Here is an 18245-nt window from a genome sequence, read left to right as displayed (position 1 = left end):
GCAAGACTTGACTCACTTCTAACAAGGGCTGCGCCTATTCACCTGAACGCAACGCCGGGATACGGGTTGACATCACCGTGCAGACCTTAACCGAACGGCATTGGGCCTAAAGCTGCAGCGTCACCGGCCGCTTGAGGCCGTTCACGGTAGCAGCGGGCCAGCGGTCATCCAGCGTCAGGACTTTCATGCCCGACTCCGTGAGCTGGACCGTGTCCTCGATCTTCACGCCGGGTCCCGACGGGCTCCAGGTGAACGGCTGGTTCAGGACGACGGTGTCGGTGGCTGCCGCGGTGACGCGCGGATCCCGTCCGGCATAGCCCGCCGGTCCACCCTGGTGGTGCTGCTCCCACTGCTCCGCACCGAAGCCGTGGCGGGCGTAGGCCGCCTTGATCTCGCCGAAGACGCGGTCCAGACCGGCGCCGGGAACCGTTGCGTCGAAGATGTCCGCCTCCACGGCCGCGATGCGGGACTCAGCGTCGAGCTCTTCGGGGGTCCCGGCGTCGAACCTTACCCAGCGGGTGATGTTCGCGACCAGGCCGTCCCGGCGAGCGCACACCACGGCCATGGCGCGGCGTCCGAGAGGCGCGTGTGTGGCCAGCGGGTGCCGGAAGTCGCTCCGGGAGCTGCCGTTGCACAGGAGTACCAGCGGCTCCGCGCCCGCGCCAACCACCCGGCCGGCCAGGGCGGACACCAGTTCGAATTCCGTGGTGTCCGGCCGGGCGGTGGACAGCACATCGGTCATGATGCCGGCCAGTTCCGCGCTGAGGCGGGCGTAGCGGGCGGACTCGCCGGGCAGCAGTTGCTGCCGGGCAGCCCTCAGTTCAGTCGCCACCGAGGCCTCGGCCACCGGGGCTCCAGCAACGCCTCCAGAAGAATTTCCGACGGCGGCGGCAGCCTCGTGCAGGCTCCCGTACCAAGGCACGGTGTGGAGGGCCACCCCGGCGGGGAGCTCCTCGGCCGCAATCCGCCCCGCCTCGTTGTTGAACGTCACCAAGTGGTCGCCGTCCCGGTCCACGAGCAGCGCGGCAATGGGGTCACCGGCCAGGCTGATGTGGACGCGGCTGCCGTCCAGGTACCAGGCCAGCGCCGTGTGCGTGGTCAGCAGCAACGAGTCCTGCCCCTTGGCATCCAGAATGTCCAGGACGCGGCGCCGCTTGATGGCACGGTCCGCGGTGGAGGCGGGCGGCGTGCGGCGGCCCTGGCCCGCAACGGTCGCGGCTTCAGTCAGCTGCGACGGCGGTGTAGCAGCGGTGGTTGTCTGGCTCATGAGTTGTCCCCCTGTGTGTTGATCAATGTCTCGATGTCTTCCGAACCTAAAATCCCGTCGGCAATGAACACGGTCACACTGCGGCGAACCGGGGTGCCGGGTTCGGCGATGACGGGCGCGTCCCAGGCCAGCGACTGGCCAACACCCGCGTATCCGTCCACGCGGACGAACCACGGGTCCGTTGAATCCGCCGCGGCGACGAACACGAGGGTGGCGGCGCCGCTCAGGCGAGTGTCGCCGTCGAACGTTCCCTCCGTGAACCCGCCCGACCACGCGAGCCACGGCGTGACACTCCCGTGCACGGCAGACTCACCCGCCCCCGAAGGTGTCCAGACGCTCGCCCCGGAACATTCGGGGAGGCGCCAGAAGAACCCGCCGTAGCCGCCGCCAACACGGCCGTTGGAACCCGGGCTGCCCAGGCTCACCGGCTGGTTGCCGGCGGGGGAGAGTGCAAAGTCCAGGGTGAGGCGCCAGGCGGAAGGCCCGACGGCGGCCCACGTCCAGGTGCGCTGTTCGGTCAGGATTGGAGCGCCGTAGGGCCCGTTCCAGGCGAGGTTCTCGGTCAGCTCGCCCTCGGCGGCGGACGGTTCGCCTGGAGACGGTTCGTCCGCGCGGACGATGCTGCCGTGGTCCGGGCGCCAGACGTACTCGCCGGCGGCCCGGGTGTAGGTGCGCCCGCCCCAGAAGTTGACGCCGTCCACATCCTGGAGCGCCACCCCCACCCCCAGGTGCCACACGTGGTCCAGCGGCTGGTGGTCCGTCACAACGGTCCCGGCCAGGGTGCGGACGGGGTGCAGGTACGGGCGGGGAGAGGACACTGCGCGGATGCGGCTGCCGTCCTGATACTCCGCCACGGGATGCCCGGCAAGGTCGAAGGTCCGGACCGGCGGCAGGCTGCTGGCCCAGGGGACGCCCAGCTCGGCAAAGGTGGCCTGCGCCTTGGTGGCGCGTTCGATCAGCGCGGCAATGCCCTGGACCACCGGGTGGGCGTCGTCGCCGTCGCCCTCCCAGCTGACATGGCCGGCGTCGATTTCCCGGGGCTCGGGGGCGGTACGGATGGCTTCCAGCACACACATGAATGCGCCGGCATCCGGCAGCGCGCTGAGAAGGGGGGTGCCGGGCAGGGGAGTGCCGGCGGTCCGCGCAGCGAGAAGGTTCTCCAGCAGATCGGTTCGGCCGAACGTCTCTCGGCGCTCGCCGTCCGCCGTGGTGGTGACCAGTTCGTCCTCGGTGTAGAAGAACGTGATGTCTCCCCGAGTCCCATGGACCGTGACGGAAGGCCGCTGCTGTTCGGGGGCGCACAGCGTGAGCGCACACAACAGTGTGGTGCCGGCAGCTGTGCGGACGCGGATCACGGAGGTGTCATCGCTCTGAGTGTCGTTGGCGCGGTAGAGGTCCGTCTCCACGGAGGCGACGTCGGCAACCGTGTGGGCGCCAGCCATGTTCAGGGCGGTGGCCACGGCGTGCGCCAAGGCATTGGTGGCCACGCCGTCCACCACGTCGATGCCGTCCAGGCTGCGCTTTCCGGCCCACCGGGAACGCTTAAAGTAGCTCCTGGTCCGCAGCCACATGCCGGTGGCGCTGAGTCCCAGCACCTCTCCGATATCACCGGATTCGATGGTGTTCCGGATTTCCGGCAGGGCCAGCGAGCCCAGGCTCTGGAACCCCACCTGCACGAGCCTGCCGGCGGACTCGGCAGCGGCCAGCACCTCCTGGAACTGGGCCATGGATGCCACCGGCGGCTTCTCCACGTACACGTCGGCACCGGCGGCCAACGCTGCCAGGGCCAGGGGAGCGTGCGTCTGGATGGGGGTGGCCAGGATGACCACGTCCGGGACCGGCCCGGCCGCCAGCAGCTGGTCCAGGGTGTTGAAGACGGCCACGGACCCGGCCAGCGTGCCCTTTTCCGGGGGGTTGGGGTCCGCCACTGCCACCAGGTGCAGGGCCCCGGCATCGTCGAGCCTGGCGAGGTTGGCCAGGTGCGATTCGCCAAAGCCGTGCACACCCACGAGGGCTACGCGCGGGAGGACTGCCGGAACGTCACCTGCCGCTGCAGAGCTGGCGGGTGCCGCGGGGGCGGATTGCTGAATCATCTGGGGTCCTTGGTGGCTAAGGGGTTGGCAGGGGCGAAAAGGCTGTGGTGGCGGGACCCGGTGCGCCGAGGGTCCTGGACAGGTAGCTGATGGCTTCATTCTGCATCTCGACCGTGAAGACGTGCCCGCCTGGCCAGAAACTCCCAGTGTAGGAGCCAGCTGGGTGCACGGACTCCAGAATCCGGTGGGCGTGCCGCATCCCCTCTTCCGGGAACAGCCCATCGGCCAGCGCGTACTGCACCAGGAATCCGTCGGCCCCGGATCTGCCGGTCAGTTCCGGCCAGTCGCCCAGCTTCCAGAGGCCTGGAGTCTGGAGCAGCCAGGAATGCGCATCCAGGTAGGCGGGCAGCAGCGACTGGAAGGTGGTCATCATGCACGTGACCACGTAGTTCCGGATCCGCGGGCTGAGGACTGCCAGGGCCAGTGCCCGGCCGCCGCCACCGGAGAACCCGATGCAGCCCAGCCGCTCCGCATCCACCCCGGGCAGGCCGGCCAGGATCTCCAGGGCAGCAATGTCATCGTGGGCCACCATCCCCGCCAGGCTGGTGCCCAGCAGGCCGGCGCCCTTGGCCACGGTGTCTTCATGGATTCCCGCAGCGGCGTTGTACAGTTCGGCATCGGAAGATACGACGCCGGCCTCCCGCCATTGCGACTTCCTCGCCTCCAGCGCGGATTCCGTCCGCCACGGCGGGGTGGACAGATCGAAGCGCCGGCTGCCCCATGCGAAGGCGTCGTGGGCCAGGACGGCGAAGCCCCGGCGGGCGACCTCCGTGGCCAGGGCTCGCCCTCCGTAGTGCCCGGCACGGGCTTCCGCTGCGGACGGGTGGGGATCAGGAAGCGCGACCAGCCGGTCCGCTCCGCTGAACTTGTTTCCCCCGTGGCAGTGCAGGGCCAGCACGCCGGGCAGCGGCCCGGAACTCCCGGCCGGCCGGACCAGCCAGCCGGTGGTGCGGGGGCCGAAACCCAACTGCCAGCTGAGCTGGGAGGTGGTGACGCCGTCGTACGTTTCCTCCCAGTGAACGGTGACTCCCGCCGGGGGAACACCTGCCGGAACGCCCAGGGCGTCCGACAGGTCCTGCGCCGCCGGGGTGGCTGCTTGGTAGCGCGGCCGGTCACGGACGTAGGCAGGCCAGTTCTCATAGCCTGCAATTGCGCTGGGCCGGACCGGCCGGGAATCCTTGCTCACTGACCTGCCTGTTGTTCGGGTGGACGGGGAGGGTTGAAGGCGCGGCGGATCGGGACGGATGTCTGTGGGTAAAGTGATCCGGTTGCAGAAAACGCTTTCTCAAAAACTAACAAAGGGCTATACAGGAGTCAAGAAACCGTTTACTTTGGTACGGAGCCGCTTTCAACGTCCCGCGTGACGGAGGCCGGATCCGGACAGCTGCACACCAAGTGAGTCCGCCGCCGGAGACGGTGCAAATATGGATCGCCCAGTGCGATCAACCCAGACGTGGAGGGCCACGATGACCAAAGGAGGCCACATGGCCGCCAGACACATACCCAGGACGCCGTGCCCGGCAGGAATGCCGGCTGCAGCGGGCCTGCTGCGTGAAACGGAGTTGCCGCAATGAGTGCCATCAGTGAACTGAGCACCCTCAAGCGCCGCAACGGCCCCATGACGGCAGCGGAGAAAAAAGCGAACGGCCGGGACAACAAGGCCGCCTACATCTTCTTGCTGCCGTGGCTGGCGGGCCTTGTTGCCATCACCGTCGGCCCGATGCTGATGTCCCTGTACCTGTCCTTCACGGATTACAACCTGCTCCAGCCGCCGGAATGGGTCGGGCTGGACAACTTCATCCGCATGTTCGCCGACGCCCGGCTGCACAACTCGCTGGGCGTGACGTTCACCTACGTCTTTGTAGGCGTCCCGCTGCAGCTCGGTGTTGCGCTGCTGATCGCGCTGGTGCTGGACAAGGGCCTGCGCGGGCTGCCGTTCTACCGTTCCGTCTTCTACCTGCCGTCCCTGCTAGGCGGTTCCGTGGCCGTTGCCATCCTGTGGAAGCAGATCTTCGGCACCACCGGCCTGGTCAACCAGGCCCTGGCCATGTTTGGCATCCAGGGTCCCGGCTGGATTTCCGATCCGAGCACCGCGCTGGGCTCCATCGTCCTGCTGCACGTGTGGACCTTCGGCGCCCCGATGATCATTTTCCTGGCCGGCCTCCGCCAGATTCCGGTGATGTACTACGAAGCAGCAAAGGTGGACGGCGCCAGCACCCTCCAGCAGTTCTGGCGGATCACGCTTCCCATGCTCAGCCCCATCATTTTCTTCAACCTGGTGCTCCAGATCATTGGATCCTTCCAGTCCTTCACGCAGGCGTTCATCGTTTCCGGCGGCAATGGCGGCCCTTCGGATTCGACGATGTTCTTCACGCTGTACCTGTACCAGAAGGGCTTTGGCCAGTTCGACATGGGCTACGCCTCCGCAATGGCGTGGTTCCTGCTGGTCATCATCGGTGTGTTCACCGCCATCAACTTCATCGCTGCAAAGTATTGGGTTTTCTATGACGACTAAGCTTGAGACGCTGCCCGCCCCGGACAAGAACACCGCCGGCGCCGGTAAGCCTACGAATTACCGCAAGCCCGCGAAGCGCCGCGAATCCCGCGGCACGCTCGCCTTCAGCAGGGCTGCCCGCACCAGGGCCTTGATCAAGCATGGCATCCTGATCCTCGCCGGCGGCCTTATGATCTACCCGCTGCTGTGGATGGTGGTCTCTTCGCTCCGTGCCAATGAACTGATCTTCCGAGAGCCTGGCCTGTGGCTCAACAGCCTGGAGATGGGCAACTACACGGACGGCTGGTCCGCGCTGACGCACCCCTTCGGGCACTATATGCTCAACTCGGCCATCGTGGTGATCGGCTCCATCCTGGGAAACCTGATCTCCTGCTCCATGGCCGCCTACGCGTTCGCGCGGCTCCAGTTCACGGGCAAGAAGCTGTTCTTCGGCATCATGCTGCTGACCATCATGCTCCCGTTCCACGTGGTGATCGTGCCGCAGTACATCCTGTTCTCCCAGATCGGCTGGGTAAACACGTTCTGGCCGCTCATTGTGCCCAAGCTGCTGGCCACCGATGCGTTCTTCGTGTTCCTGATGGTCCAGTTCATCCGCGGCATCCCGAAGGACCTGGATGAAGCGGCAAGGATCGACGGCGCCGGGCACCCGCGCATCTTCCTGCGGGTCATCCTGCCACTGATGGTGCCGGCCCTGGCCACCACCACCATCTTCACCTTCATCTGGACGTGGAACGACTTCTTCGGGGCCCTGATCTACCTGACGGATCCGGACATGTTCACCGTTCCCGTGGCGCTGCGCGCCTTCGTGGATTCGCAGTCCGCCACGAGTTGGGGATCGCTGTTCGCGATGTCCATCGTGTCCCTCCTGCCGGTGTTCCTGGTGTTCCTCTTCGGCCAGCGGTTCCTCATCAAGGGCATCGCCACCACAGGCATCAAGTAGATCCAGCGAAACGCCTTGCTCCAGCCGATGGCCCGTCCTCCAAGGGCGAGCCAATGGCGTATCCCGCTGTGTCGGGGCTGGCGTGGAACGTCCGCCAAGGCCCAAGGGAACAGGACACGAAAACATCTTGTAATACAAGTCATGTACTTGTAGCATGAGACTTAAGAAAACGCTTTCTCGTTTACTTTCCCCAATAACCAGATCAATGAAGATCGGAGTACCCAGTGGCGCTTTTTCACCGCACTGAGTCAGATGCCAAGAACCGTACGGCAGAGACGCCATCCACCGGCGAACCGCGCCGTTTCCGCAAGACGGGCGTCGTTGCCGCGGTAGCCGCCGTCGTGCTTGCCCTGAGTGCCTGCGGCGGGGGAGCCTCCCCGCAGAGCGATGGCGGACCCGTTGAGCTGCGCTTCTCCTGGTGGGGCAGCGACAAGCGTGCCCAGCTGACGCAGGCCGCCATCGCCGCCTTCGAGGCCGAGAATCCCAACATCAAGATCAAGCCGGAGTATGGCGACTGGAGCGGATACTGGGACAAGCTGGCCACCCAGGTCGCCGCCAACGACGCCCCGGACATCATCCAGATGGACGAGAAATACATCACGGAGTACTCAACCCGCGGTGCGCTGCTGGACCTCTCCAAGTACGAGATCGACACGTCAAAGCTGGACGAAGCAGCCCTCAATGCCGGCAAGAGCGAAGACGGCCTGACCGGCATCGCCGCCGGCATCAACGCGGCCACCATCCTGGCCAACCCGTCCGTCTTCAAGGCTGCAGGCGTTGAACTTCCCGACGACAAGACTTGGACTTGGGAAGACTTCGGCCGCATCTCCGCCGAAGTCACCGAGAAGTCTCCGAAGGGTACTTACGGCTCTGCCGCCTACGGCACGGACGAGGCCTCGCTGGGAGTCTGGCTCCGGCAGAACGGCAAGTCCCTGTACACGTCCGACGGCAAGCTGGGCTTCGAGCCCTCGGACATCGCCGACTGGTGGGCTTTCCTGAAGCAGCTCAGCGAGAAGAAGGCTGTGCCGTCGGCATCAGAAGTTGTGGAAGCTGAGGCCGCAGCGCTGGACCAGAGTGGCCTGGCCACGGGCAAGAACGGGCTCGCCTTCTGGTGGTCCAACCAGCTGCCGGCGCTGGAGAAGGCTGCCGGAACCGACCTGCAGATCCTGCGCTTCCCGTCCACCACCGGCAAGGCTGCCGACGCCAAGCTCTGGTACAAGGCATCCCAGTTCTGGTCCGCCTCATCGCGCACCAAGCACCCTGAGGAAACGGCCAAATTCATCAACTTCCTGGCCAACAACACCAAGGCAGGCGAGGCCCTGCTTGCCGACCGCGGCGTCTACCCCAACTCCGACGTCCGCGCAGCCATCGAGCCAAAGCTGACCCCCGCCGATATCAAGGTGATCAAGTTCATCGACCAGATCAAGGGCGAACTCGGCGAGGCTCCGGCCCCGCCGCCGAAGGGCGCCGGCGCCATCCAGGAAATCGTCAAGCGCTACACCTCCGAGGTCCTCTTCAACCGCCTGTCCACTGAAGAAGCCGGCAAGAAGGCCGTGGACGAGATGAAGTCCGCCATCAGCTAAGTCCCGCGCCGCCGTCGGGCTCTTCCGGATGCAGCTTCTGAAGGAAGCTTCAGCAGGAAGCGTACGACGGCGAGTGGTCACCACAGTCCCGGCTGGAACCTTTGGTTCCGGCCGGGACTGTGGTGTTTTAAGGTCCGTGTACTGGGTCCTGCTATTCCCGGCAGCCATGAGTGCTAGACGGGTTCCGGTCCTCGTGGTCCACGAGCACTTTAATTCATGGGGGAGAACATGAAGGCATTCGGTTGGACCGCCGCTGCGGCAATACTACTGATATTGACCGGTTGCGCAGATGGTGTGCCCAGCGGGCATCCGACGCCGAACACACTGGAAGTTAGTCCGCCCAGTGCCGTCCCCACTGTCGGTCCGACTTCATCCGCTCAGGCCTCAGGGGCGCCGGTTCAAGCGATCACTATCCCGCTGGGCAAGCAGAAGCAGACTGGTGTCGAGGCATGGCTGACCATCAGCGGCTTTTCCGGGCCTCCGGGTTCGCAAGTTACTTACGATGCCTCAGAGTCCGCAGGCGTCGTGGTCAAGTATGAATGGGATTTGGACGGCGACGGAAGCTACGACCGGACCACCATTGATCCTGTCCTCAAACACACTTACGAGGCAGAGTTTGAAGGAGTCATGACCCTGCGGGTGACAGGGATTGCCGGCGGCACCGACGTGTTGGAGACCCCCGTTCGCATCAACACAACGCCCCTGTATCTGGCAGCGGCCTCAAACGTTCGTATCGAGGTTCTCTCTACGGTGGGGACGATCAGTGAGGTCAGAGTCACTTGGGAATCCAGTGACCCTGCGGTTTACAGATGGGGAGTGGCTGTTGACGGTATCCCGGCCGGCATGCGTGAGGGATCGGTCCGCTCCGTGAACGTCACAGATGTGCACCACCAAGAAGAAGTCCTGATAGAGGTCATTGGCTTCACAGCCGGCGGCGTTATGGGTGACCGGGCGGGCGCAGTCCTGGCCGCGGCCGAGCTGTAGTTCTGCTTCCCCTAATTGCTGTGACGTGGGGTTCGCCCGTATGGTTCCCACGCGCTGCCGTGATGCTTGTGCCGTGGCGTTTCATTCGCGTTGGAGCGGTAGTGGTGGTGGTTTGAAGTAGTGGTTTTGTTGGGGTTTTTGGGTGGGGTCGATGTGGCGTGGGGGTGTGAACCAGGGGACGCCGTTGCGGGTGTGGATGATCCATTGTTCTTTGTGGATCAGGTGGTGGTGATGGGAGCAAAGGAGGGCTCCGTTGCTGACGTTGGTGGGGCCGTCGTGTGACCAGTAGGTGATGTGGTGGGCTTCGCACCAGGGGGCCGGGATGGTGCAGTTGGGGAAGGCACAGCCTTGGTCGCGGGCGGTGAGGGCGAGGCGTTGGGCAGGCGTGAAGAGCCGCGTTTTGCGGCCGAGGTCCAGGATTTCGCCGCTGGTGCCGAGCAGGACGGGGATGATGTCGGCGTCGCAGGCGATTTTGCGCAGCGTAGTGGCTGCGACGGGACCAGTGAACGTGAAGCTGCCCGCGCCCGAGGCTGTGCTCACTCCAGTGCCAGTGCCAGTGCCAGTCTCCTCGCCGATGTTCTCTGTGCGTGTTCCTGCCGCAGACCCGTCACCAGTGCCGGAGCCGATGCCGCCGGTGGCTGTCGCTGCGTGGCGGAGGAGGTCGTGGTAATTGATGGTGGCGAGGATTTGGGGCCGGTTTCCGCCTGTGGTGGGTAGCTGATTGGTGCTGAGGGCGGCTTTGACGGCGCCGATGATTCCGTCGAGTTGTTTCTGTGAGCGTGTGCGCCTGTCCAGGTCGAGGTCTGTGTCCTGCCAGATGTCATTGCCCTGCCTGATTGTGGGAGTTTCGACTCCGAGCGAGGCATTGGTATCGATGGCTGCGCCGGTCCCCGGGCCGATTTCCGAGCCGGTGGGTTGCGTGCGGGGGTTGGTGGCGGCGTTCATGACCGTGGCGAGGTGTTCGAATTGGTCGGTGGTGGCGAAAATCTCGAGGTGGTGGAGGCCGTGGCGGGGTTTTCGGATGAAGGCACCCTGGGTGTGGCGGAGCGCTTCTTCCGTAGGTTCGGTGCCATCGGCGTCGAGGGTATCGGCCCAGCGCCGGGCGACACGGGCAAGGAAGTCGGGGTCAGCGGTGGCGGCGGTGCGGGTGAGGTCGTGTTCGATCCGGTCCAGGTTCTCGGGGGTGGTGTGGTGTTTGAGACGGTCCAGCGTGGCGCTGATGATGGTCCCGGCCCGGGAGGAGACCACGGGCCCGGATCCCGGGACGGGCCGAAGCGGGTCCAGGCCTTCGGCGTCGTCGTCGTCGCTGGTCTCCGCGGGACCGCCGGTATAAGCGGCGGGGGACAGAGCTGCCGCGAGGTGTTCCCTTAGCGGGGGTACCTGGTCTCCAGCGAGGGTGGAGGCGGGCAGGATGCTGTGGGCGAGATGGATGCGTCGCTGGGCTTCGCTGCGTCCAATCCGGAGCCGGAGGCGCAGGAATTCCGCGGTGTTCTTGCAGCCGTCATCGGCCGGTGACCGCGGAATATCTCGGGTGCTCCCGGTAACCGTTCCCGGGGTTCCAGCGGTGGTCCCGGCGGGCCACTCGGAGTCCGTTTCGTTCAGGGTTTCGACGCCGTTGTCCCACCCTGTAATCCATGACCGGGTGCGGCTTGTGGCTGCGGCGGCGGTGATGGCCTGCGTGCGGGTGCGGTCCACGGCGCCGGCGGCGAGGATTTGGAGGTAGTCCACGGTGCGGGAGAGCTCCTCCACCCGGCCGGCGAAATCGGAAGCCTCCGCGTAGCCGGCCATCGCCAGCGTCCCGGGAGCGGACGCCGCAGCAGCGTTCACCGAGGCAATCGCCGCAGCCAGCCTGGCGTCGTTCGAGAGAACAGCGTCGTCCGACAGAACAGCGGCGGCAGCCGGAATGGCGGTGTTGCCGCCGCCGTTCCGAGCCAGCTGATCCCCGAGAGCTTCCATAGGATTACTCTGCCGTGGGGGTGTGACATTTAAGCCGCCGTCGAGCTTCCCTCCCGGAAGGCGGCCGGAAAACGCCCTGAAGGAGCTCGGAAAAGCGCTGGTCAGTCCTCCGCGATTACCGCCACGGAACCGGCCGCAACCGACCCCTCAAACTGTGCACCGGTCAGCAGGTCAACGCCGGCCGCCTCGACTGCGGCGGCAGAGCGTGAGTGGTTGATCGCGAACAGGAAGCTGCCGCCGTCGTCGGAGCGTCGACGCATGAGCTCCACGCCGCGGTCGGCTACGGCAACCGGAGCCACTCCGGATTCGGCCAGCAGCCGGTCCACGACCGCTTCGATTCCGTCGCGGTCCGGGAACGTCGCGAGGTACCAGGCGGCGCGCGCGCCGCCACCAGCACCAACCGCATGCCGCGTCAGGGACGGCACGCCCTCCAGCGGATAATCGGTGAAGGTCTGCACCGCTTCGGCCCCGGCGAGGTGGACGTGTTCGCTCCACACTGAAGACACCCCGCCGTCGCTCAACTTCAACTGCCCGCCGGCCAGCAGCGGGTGGAATTCCTCCACGCGGATCCCCAGCAGCTCCCGGAACGCGCCGGGGTAGCCGCCCAGCCGCACGTGGTCCTGCTCGTCCACAATCCCGCTGAAATACGTGACCAGCACCGTGGCTCTGGACCGCGCCGCGGCAGCGATGTTGGCAGCGGCCGCGTCAGTCACCGAATAAAGCGTGCACACCAGGACCAGGTCGTAGCCCTCCATGGGTGAAGAAGGATGGACCAGATCCACCGCGATCCCGCGCAGGAACAGCGACCGGTGGAACGCCCGCAGCACGTCCAAGTACTTCACGCCCTCGCTCGGTTTGGAGTCGATTTCGCTGGCCCACCAGGCTTCGTAGTCGAAGACGATCGCCACGCGGGATTCCACCCGTGAGCCACGCACCGGCGCGAGCCGCTTCAGCACAGACCCGAGCTCCACCACCTCGCGCCACACCCGCGTGTCACGGCCGCCGTGCGGGACCATCGCGGAGTGGAATTTCTCGGACCCGGCAAAGCTCTGCCGCCACTGGAAGAACATCACCGCGTCCGCCCCGCGGGCCACATGGGCCAGTGAGTTGCGCAGCATTTCGCCGGGCATCTTGGGCTGGTTGCGCGGCTGCCAGTTGACGGCCGACATCACCAGCAAGAGCAAGGAAGGCATCTACGGCTCCGGGGCCTTTACAGGTGACGCCTCCTTCAACCTCTGGATGCGTCAGCATGGCAAGTCCCTTTTCGCCACGGACGGCGGCCTGGGCTTTGATGAGGCCGACGCCACCAAGTACTTCGAGATGCAGGCAGAGATGCGGGACGCCAAGGCTGTTCCGCCCGCGTCGGTGATGACCGAAGACGGCAGCGCACCGCTGGACCAGCAGGGCCTGGCAACGAACCGGTTCGCCATGGGTTGGGTGTGGTCCAACCAGCTGGCCGCGCTGACCAAGGCGTCAGGGCAAGCGCTGGAAATCCACCGGCCGCCGAGTGTCGAGGGCGACGCGTCCAAGGCCGAACAGTTCTACAAGGCATCGCAGTTCTGGTCTGCCAGTTCGCGGTCCAAGCATCCGGTCGAAACCCAGAAGTTCATCGACTTCCTGGCCAACAGCGTTGAAGCCGGCGAAATCGGGCTGGCAGACCGCGGCATCCCGGGCAACTCGGAAGTCCGCGCGGCCGTGGGCCCGAAGCTGACGCCCACGGATGCGCTGACGGCAAAGTTCATCGATGATATTGCCGATGAAGTAGGGGAGGCCCCTGCTGTGCCTCCCGCCGGATCCAGCTCGGTCTCCGAAGTCCTGACCCGGTACGCCAACGAGGTCCATTTCAGCAGGATTTCCCCGCAGGACGCGGCGAAGAAGTCGATCGAGGAGATCAAGAGCTCGCTTAACTAAGCGGGGCGGGTGCTGCTGAAACGGCCCAGGGCATGCCGAGTTCGCTGAAGGTTGCGTGCTCCCGGGTGGCACGATCCAAGGCGTCTTCGATTCCGATGACTACGGCGTGGGCCGCATCGCCGTCGCCGTCCCAGTACAGGTGCTGCGGCCCGATCGGTATGGGCGCCGGTGCCGTCCGGATGGCTTCGAGGACCAGCATAAAAGCGCCGCTGTCTGCGATGGGGCTGATCAGCTTGGCACCTTCGTTGCGGTGCGCAATCAGGTTGGCGGTGAGGTCGTCCCGGCCGTAGGTCTTCTCCGTCTGTCCTGCCGGAGTGCTCACCACCAGCCGGTCCTCGGTGTAGTGGAACACCGCCGTGCCGGTTGAGCCCTGGACGGTCACGTACGGTTCCACGGATTCGCTGGCGCAGATGGTCAGGGCGCAAGTGATAGGCAGCCCCGTCGCGGTGCGGACCCGGATGACGGAGGTGTCGTCGGATTCGATGTCGTTGGCGCGGTACAGGTCTGTTTCCACCGACGCAACGTCGGTTGTGGTCCGGGCGCCGGCGATGCGCAGCGCGGTGGCCACGGCGTGGGCCAGGGGATTGGTGGCGACCCCGTCAACCACGTCGATGCCGTCAATGCTCCGCTTCCCCGCCCAGCGGGAGCGCTTGAAGTACGCCTTGTCGCGGACCCAACGGCCGGTCGCCGAGATGCCTTCGAGGGTGCCGATGGTGCCGCTGGCGACGAGTTCCTCAAGGGCCGCCAGGGCGTGCGAGCCCAGGCTCTGGAAGCCGATCTGCACGCTGCGCCCGGACGCCTGGGCGGCGTCGCACAGGACGTTGAAATCGGCCAGCGAAGCGACCGGGGGCTTCTCCAGATACAGGTCCGCTGTTGTGGCCAGGGCGGCGAGGCCCAGCGGTGCGTGGGTCTGGATGGGTGTGGCTACGATGATCACGTCCAGATCCGGCGTGCCCGCCAGAAGTTCCGTGAGCCCAGGGAATACTGCGGCTGTGGTCGGCACGGACCCCGGTTCCGGCGGCCGGGGATCGGCTACCGCAACGAGTTCGACGACGCCGGCCTCCCGCAGCCGTTCAAGGTTGCCCAGGTGGTGGGCGCCGAAGCCGTGGACGCCTACCAGCGCCACCCTCGCCGCTGTTGCCGAGTGTCCGGCGTGTCCGTGCTGGCCGGACTGTGACGCGGCGGAAGGTGGTGTTGCCATGGGGCTCCGTTCCTGCCCCGGAGGACACTAGGGTTGGGCAAGCGCTTTCCCGACTCCAGTGTGCGGCATAACCATGGTGATAGTCCAGTGCGTCTTGCAGGCTGTAGTTACATGCCCAGTGGCGCTGCCCAGTTGCCGTTCCGGCCGCCACTGCCGCCTTCCTGGTACTTACCGCAGCGTGTGCAGCGCCGGTAGCGGCCGCCGTCGTCCGTGGTTTGGATGTGCCAATCGTGGCGCAGGTTCATCTTGCAGAGCAGGGTTTTGAGCATGATGTTCTCCGATCCAATAGCAAGGTCATCAGTCAGGCCTGATGTTCTGGTTGAGCCTGAAGAAGTTCGTGGGATCGTAGGTGCGCTTGAGTGCCTTGAGCCGGTCGTACTTGGCGGCACCGTACGCATGCCTGACGCGCTCCTCGCCCTCTTCCATAAGAAAGTTCACGTAGACGCTGGTGTGGTGGGGCGCCAGGGCTGACCAATAGTCCCGGGCCCACTGGCGCTCGGCGGCGAAACCATCGGCGGTCTTGCTGTTGCCGTTGATGTTGAACGTGAACCCGGCCTGGCGGCCGTTGAACGCGGTAGCACCGTCGTCGATCCTGCCCACCGCGCCGCCCATCTGCCACAGGGCGACGCTGGTGATCGGCGAGGTGATGCGGCTGCCGTGCTCCACCACGACGTCGATGACGTCGTCGCTGAGGGCCGCGACGTCACAGGATCTGACGTAGTAATGCCAGCCGTGCGGGAACGACGGATCAAACGTCCTCTGATGCTCCAGGAACGGCTTGGGCCGGCACAGATCGAGCACGGGCGAACCGAATTCCTTGAGCGGCCGCAGGACCCGTTCGCCGTCCTCGACCGGTCCCGTGTAGCAGGCGGTGACCGCAATGACGAGCTTGCCCACCAGGTCTGGCGGGACGATCGGCAGCGCCGGCGCCCTCCGCTGCACGGCGATGGTCATAAGCTCGTCGGGGCAGCCCGCGATCCAGTCCCGGTAAAAGCGGAGCACTTCGGGGGCATCTTCCACGGGCCAGAAGACGGGACCGGCCATCACGTACGGGCCCACGGGGTTCAGCCGGAACTCGAAGTCGGTGACGATGCCGAAGTTCCCGCCGCCACCCCGCACACCCCAGAAGAGGTCGGTGTTCTGATGCTCGCTTGCCCGGACAAGCTCGCCGTCGGCGGTGACAACGTCCACGGACAGCAGCTGATCGATCGTGAGTCCATACTTCCGCATGACCCAGCCGATGCCGCCGCCCAACGTCAGGCCCGCAACCCCGGTATGGGTGACGATTCCCGATGGAACAGCGAGGCCGAATTCCTGCGTCTCGCGATCAAGCTCGCCGAGCAGAACGCCGGCCTGGACACGGACTGTCCGCGCCTCAGGGTCCACCCGGATGCCCTTCATCGGGCCCAGATCGATGAGCATACCGTCGTCGCAGACGGACAGGCCGGGGAAGCTGTGACCGCCTCCGCGCACGGCGGCCAGCAGGTCCTGCGACCGGGCCAGCCGGATGGCAGCGCGAACATCCGCGACGCCGGTGCAGCGGGCTATGAGGGCGGGTCGGCGGTCAATCGACCCGTTCCACACCTTGCGGTGCTCGTCGTATCCAGCATGGTCCGGGCGGACGAGTTCGCCCCGAAAGGATGTCTGTAATTCATCGACGGCAGCGCCGTCGATCTCCGTGCTTTGCGTCATTGGAATCACGGACCTCTCGCTCCTTCCAGCAGAGTCCCACACGTGAGGACGCACTGGCAAGAGGAGATTCCGGGAGCCCTGGAGCCCCGTCCAGGGCAGGGCTGGCCGCTAGCTGACCGCCTTCTTCACGAGCTCGATGATTCTTGTTTCGTCGGCGGCCGTGAGTTTGGTCAGGGCATAGGAGGTGGGCCACATGTTGCCGTCGTCGAGGTTTGCGGGGTCGCTGAATCCGAGCGTCGCGTACCGTGCCTTGAATTTGTCGGCGGGCTGGAAGAAACAAACCACGTTGCCGTCCCTGGCGTAGGCAGGCATTCCGTACCAGGTCTTCGGCGCGAGCTCCGGCGCGTTGTCCTTGATGATGGCATGCAGCCGTTCGGCGATGGCGCGGTCCGGGTCCGACATCTCGGCGATCTTCCCGAGCACATCGCTTTCGCCATCCGACTTAGCGGCGCGGGCACCCTTTCGCGATGCGGACTTGAGCTCCTGGGCCCGTTCCTTCATTGCGGCGCGTTCCTCCGCATCGAAGCCGTCGTACGACTTGGTGTTGGTGGCTGGGTTCTCCGTCATTTCGGGGTTCCTTACGTTGTGGTCTCGTGGGAACCACCCTAATCTTCGGGGGTCTCGGCAGCTTCTCCAGAACTGCTCGAAGCGGAGAGCCGTCGGTTGACGGGGAACGCCTAGCCGGCGGAGGATCCCTTCGCCGGGCCTGTGCTCTGGCGCACCACAAGTTCGGGGGTGAAGATGACCGCCCGGTGCTTTGGATTCTCGGACTCGAGTTCCTCGGCCAGCAGCTCGATGGCTGTGCGCCCCAGGGCCTCGGTTGGCTGCCGGATGGAGGAGAGGGGGACGACGGCGGAGACGGCGAAGTCGATGTCGTCGTACCCGATCAGCGCAATGTCCTCCGGGATCCGCAACGTGTGCGTCATGGTCAGTGACTGCATCACACCCAGGGCAAGCAGATCGTTGGCGCAGAAGATGCCGTCCGGCAGCTCGCCGGGCCCCCGCTCCACCAGCAGGTTGCCAACTCTGCGGCCTGCCAGCACCGTTTGTCCGTCGGAATCGAGGACTTCAAGAGTGGCATCCGATTCCTCCTTCACGGCACGTTCTGCGCCTTGGAGTCGGTCCCCCACTTGGCGGATAGAGGTGGGGCCGCCCACAAAGGCGAGCCGACGGCGGCCGGTGTCCAGCAGGTGCCGGGCGGCGAGGTAACCGCCGGCGTCGTCGTCCACCGAGACGGAGCTGTACTTGCTCTCATCGGCGAGCCGGTCCACCAGGACGGTGGGGACACCGCGCTCGCGGAGCTGGTCGATGCGGGCGGTGACATCTCCAACGGGCGAGATCAGCAGGCCCTGCACGCGCTGCTCCTGGAACAGGTCGATGTAGTTGGATTCCCGGCTGGCATTGTGGCCGCTGTCGCCCAGCAGCACGGCGCTGCCCTGGAGTGCCGCGGCATCCTCCGCGGCACGGACCACCGACGTGAAGAAGGGGTTGCCGACGTCGAGCACGATCAGTCCGATGGTCCTGCTGTGGCCGGCGCGCAGCTGACGGGCGGCGTCGTTGCGGACGAATCCGAGCTCATCGATGGCCCGCAGCACCCGTTCCTTGGTTCGCTGCGAGACCCTGTCCGGATAGTTCAGGACGTTGGACACCGTGCCCACGGCCACGCTGGCGTGGTTGGCGACGTCCTTGATGCTTGCTGGGCGATTCATGGTTCTCCGTGCTCTCATGCTGAGCGGGGTGCAATTGCCTGACACCTGCTTGAATTCAAGGGTACTTTGAATCGAAATAATGAAACGATTCGAAGATGGAACTCTCAAGAGAGTCGCGGGTAGTGTGTATTCGTTTCTCGGTCCAATTCGGGACTGGGGGATGGATACGGAGGTGCGGTTGTCTGGTCGTGGGTGGCGCAACAGTCTGCGCTTGCGGACAGCGCGACGCATAGGGCTCAGAATACCCGCGACACCAGCGATTTGAAACCTTTCAATGAAACGAATCAAAATCATGGACGCCTATCTCCCGACTCCCTTGACGTGCATGGCCGGGGAGGCCTATGATTCAAATCACAGGCATTGTGAAACGATTCATTTCATCTTTTTCCAGCCC

At 65.4% G+C, this 18245-nt stretch carries 14 protein-coding genes and 1 pseudogene; 5 read left to right on the top strand and 10 right to left on the bottom strand.

Annotated elements, in window-relative coordinates; genetic code table 11:
- Positions 1 to 106: 106 nt before the first annotated feature.
- From ACX80X_RS15485 to ACX80X_RS15475, 3 genes are read right to left on the bottom strand one after another with little or no spacing between them, the layout of a single operon-like run.
- A complete protein-coding gene (locus ACX80X_RS15485; protein WP_459312560.1) occupies positions 107 to 1267 on the bottom strand; it encodes a M24 family metallopeptidase in 1161 nt (386 codons plus the stop codon).
- On the bottom strand, positions 1264 to 3360 hold the full coding sequence (locus ACX80X_RS15480) for a DUF6807 family protein (protein WP_459312558.1): 2097 nt from the start codon (positions 3358 to 3360) through the stop codon (positions 1264 to 1266). Before ACX80X_RS15480 ends, ACX80X_RS15485 begins: the two co-directional genes overlap by 4 nt.
- A 16-nt stretch (positions 3361 to 3376) precedes the next feature.
- Positions 3377 to 4546: an acetylxylan esterase gene (locus ACX80X_RS15475; protein WP_459312556.1), complete on the bottom strand. Its 1170-nt coding sequence runs from the start codon at positions 4544 to 4546 to the stop codon at positions 3377 to 3379.
- A 384-nt stretch (positions 4547 to 4930) separates the two neighbouring features.
- Here ACX80X_RS15475 and ACX80X_RS15470 point away from each other — a divergent pair, with 384 nt between their 5' ends.
- From ACX80X_RS15470 to ACX80X_RS15455, 4 genes are all read left to right on the top strand, one after another.
- The gene (locus ACX80X_RS15470) at positions 4931 to 5875 is read left to right on the top strand and encodes a carbohydrate ABC transporter permease (RefSeq protein ID WP_252599854.1); all 945 of its coding nucleotides are present in this window, start codon (positions 4931 to 4933) and stop codon (positions 5873 to 5875) included.
- Positions 5865 to 6815, top strand: a complete 951-nt coding sequence (locus ACX80X_RS15465; protein WP_252599855.1) for a carbohydrate ABC transporter permease — start codon at positions 5865 to 5867, stop codon at positions 6813 to 6815. The genes ACX80X_RS15470 and ACX80X_RS15465 overlap by 11 nt, the downstream gene beginning before the upstream one ends.
- A 224-nt stretch (positions 6816 to 7039) precedes the next feature.
- Positions 7040 to 8398: an ABC transporter substrate-binding protein gene (locus tag ACX80X_RS15460; protein WP_374209913.1), complete on the top strand. Its 1359-nt coding sequence runs from the start codon at positions 7040 to 7042 to the stop codon at positions 8396 to 8398.
- 525 nt (positions 8399 to 8923) lie between these two features.
- Complete coding sequence (locus tag ACX80X_RS15455) at positions 8924 to 9382, top strand: hypothetical protein (protein WP_252599856.1); 459 nt, start codon at positions 8924 to 8926, stop codon at positions 9380 to 9382.
- An 81-nt stretch (positions 9383 to 9463) separates the two neighbouring features.
- On the opposite strand, the gene ACX80X_RS15450 is transcribed toward ACX80X_RS15455, so the two are convergent.
- Together ACX80X_RS15450 and ACX80X_RS15445 are read right to left on the bottom strand one after the other, a co-directional pair.
- On the bottom strand, positions 9464 to 11338 hold the full coding sequence (locus ACX80X_RS15450; protein WP_252599857.1) for an HNH endonuclease signature motif containing protein: 1875 nt from the start codon (positions 11336 to 11338) through the stop codon (positions 9464 to 9466).
- Positions 11339 to 11439: 101 nt separating this feature from the next.
- Positions 11440 to 12504 (bottom strand): annotated as a pseudogene (locus tag ACX80X_RS15445) (beta-galactosidase); the annotation flags it as partial.
- Here ACX80X_RS15445 and ACX80X_RS15440 point away from each other — a divergent pair.
- Positions 12446 to 13249, top strand: a complete 804-nt coding sequence (locus ACX80X_RS15440; RefSeq protein ID WP_459312553.1) for an extracellular solute-binding protein — start codon at positions 12446 to 12448, stop codon at positions 13247 to 13249. The pseudogene ACX80X_RS15445 and the gene ACX80X_RS15440 overlap by 59 nt on opposite strands.
- On the opposite strand, the gene ACX80X_RS15435 is transcribed toward ACX80X_RS15440, so the two are convergent.
- The 5 genes from ACX80X_RS15435 to ACX80X_RS15415 form a co-directional block, all read right to left on the bottom strand.
- Positions 13242 to 14450 (bottom strand): Gfo/Idh/MocA family protein, encoded by a 1209-nt coding sequence (locus ACX80X_RS15435; RefSeq protein ID WP_308216173.1) that lies wholly within the window; start codon positions 14448 to 14450, stop codon positions 13242 to 13244. The two genes, ACX80X_RS15440 and ACX80X_RS15435, sit on opposite strands and share 8 nt — an antisense overlap.
- 107 nt (positions 14451 to 14557) lie before the next feature.
- Positions 14558 to 14719: a hypothetical protein gene (locus ACX80X_RS15430; protein ID WP_167349835.1), complete on the bottom strand. Its 162-nt coding sequence runs from the start codon at positions 14717 to 14719 to the stop codon at positions 14558 to 14560.
- 28 nt (positions 14720 to 14747) lie between these two features.
- Positions 14748 to 16142 (bottom strand): FAD-binding oxidoreductase, encoded by a 1395-nt coding sequence (locus ACX80X_RS15425; RefSeq protein ID WP_252599865.1) that lies wholly within the window; start codon positions 16140 to 16142, stop codon positions 14748 to 14750.
- A gap of 108 nt (positions 16143 to 16250) precedes the next feature.
- Complete coding sequence (locus ACX80X_RS15420; protein ID WP_252599866.1) at positions 16251 to 16709, bottom strand: iron chaperone; 459 nt, start codon at positions 16707 to 16709, stop codon at positions 16251 to 16253.
- Between the two features lie 110 nt (positions 16710 to 16819).
- Complete coding sequence (locus ACX80X_RS15415) at positions 16820 to 17851, bottom strand: LacI family DNA-binding transcriptional regulator (protein WP_252599867.1); 1032 nt, start codon at positions 17849 to 17851, stop codon at positions 16820 to 16822.
- Between the last annotated feature and the right edge of the window lie 394 nt (positions 17852 to 18245).

The organism is Pseudarthrobacter sp. MDT3-1, assembly GCF_054510755.1.
Note: the sequence above shows the minus strand (reverse complement) of the source record. Positions and strands in the feature narration are given on the sequence as shown.

Bases quoted from the DNA above. Each gene is read 5' to 3' on its own strand.
- ACX80X_RS15430 (WP_167349835.1), bottom strand. From the start codon at position 14,719: ATGCTCAAAACCCTGCTCTGCAAGATGAACCTGCGCCACGATTGGCAC.
- ACX80X_RS15420 (WP_252599866.1), bottom strand. From the start codon at position 16,709: ATGACGGAGAACCCAGCCACCAACACCAAGTCGTACGACGGCTTCGAT.
- ACX80X_RS15470 (WP_252599854.1), top strand. From the start codon at position 4,931: ATGAGTGCCATCAGTGAACTGAGCACCCTCAAGCGCCGCAACGGCCCC.
- ACX80X_RS15415 (WP_252599867.1), bottom strand. From the start codon at position 17,851: ATGAATCGCCCAGCAAGCATCAAGGACGTCGCCAACCACGCCAGCGTG.
- ACX80X_RS15435 (WP_308216173.1), bottom strand. From the start codon at position 14,450: ATGGCAACACCACCTTCCGCCGCGTCACAGTCCGGCCAGCACGGACAC.
- ACX80X_RS15450 (WP_252599857.1), bottom strand. From the start codon at position 11,338: ATGGAAGCTCTCGGGGATCAGCTGGCTCGGAACGGCGGCGGCAACACC.
- ACX80X_RS15425 (WP_252599865.1), bottom strand. From the start codon at position 16,142: ATGACGCAAAGCACGGAGATCGACGGCGCTGCCGTCGATGAATTACAG.
- ACX80X_RS15480 (WP_459312558.1), bottom strand. From the start codon at position 3,360: ATGATTCAGCAATCCGCCCCCGCGGCACCCGCCAGCTCTGCAGCGGCA.
- ACX80X_RS15485 (WP_459312560.1), bottom strand. From the start codon at position 1,267: ATGAGCCAGACAACCACCGCTGCTACACCGCCGTCGCAGCTGACTGAA.
- ACX80X_RS15465 (WP_252599855.1), top strand. From the start codon at position 5,865: ATGACGACTAAGCTTGAGACGCTGCCCGCCCCGGACAAGAACACCGCC.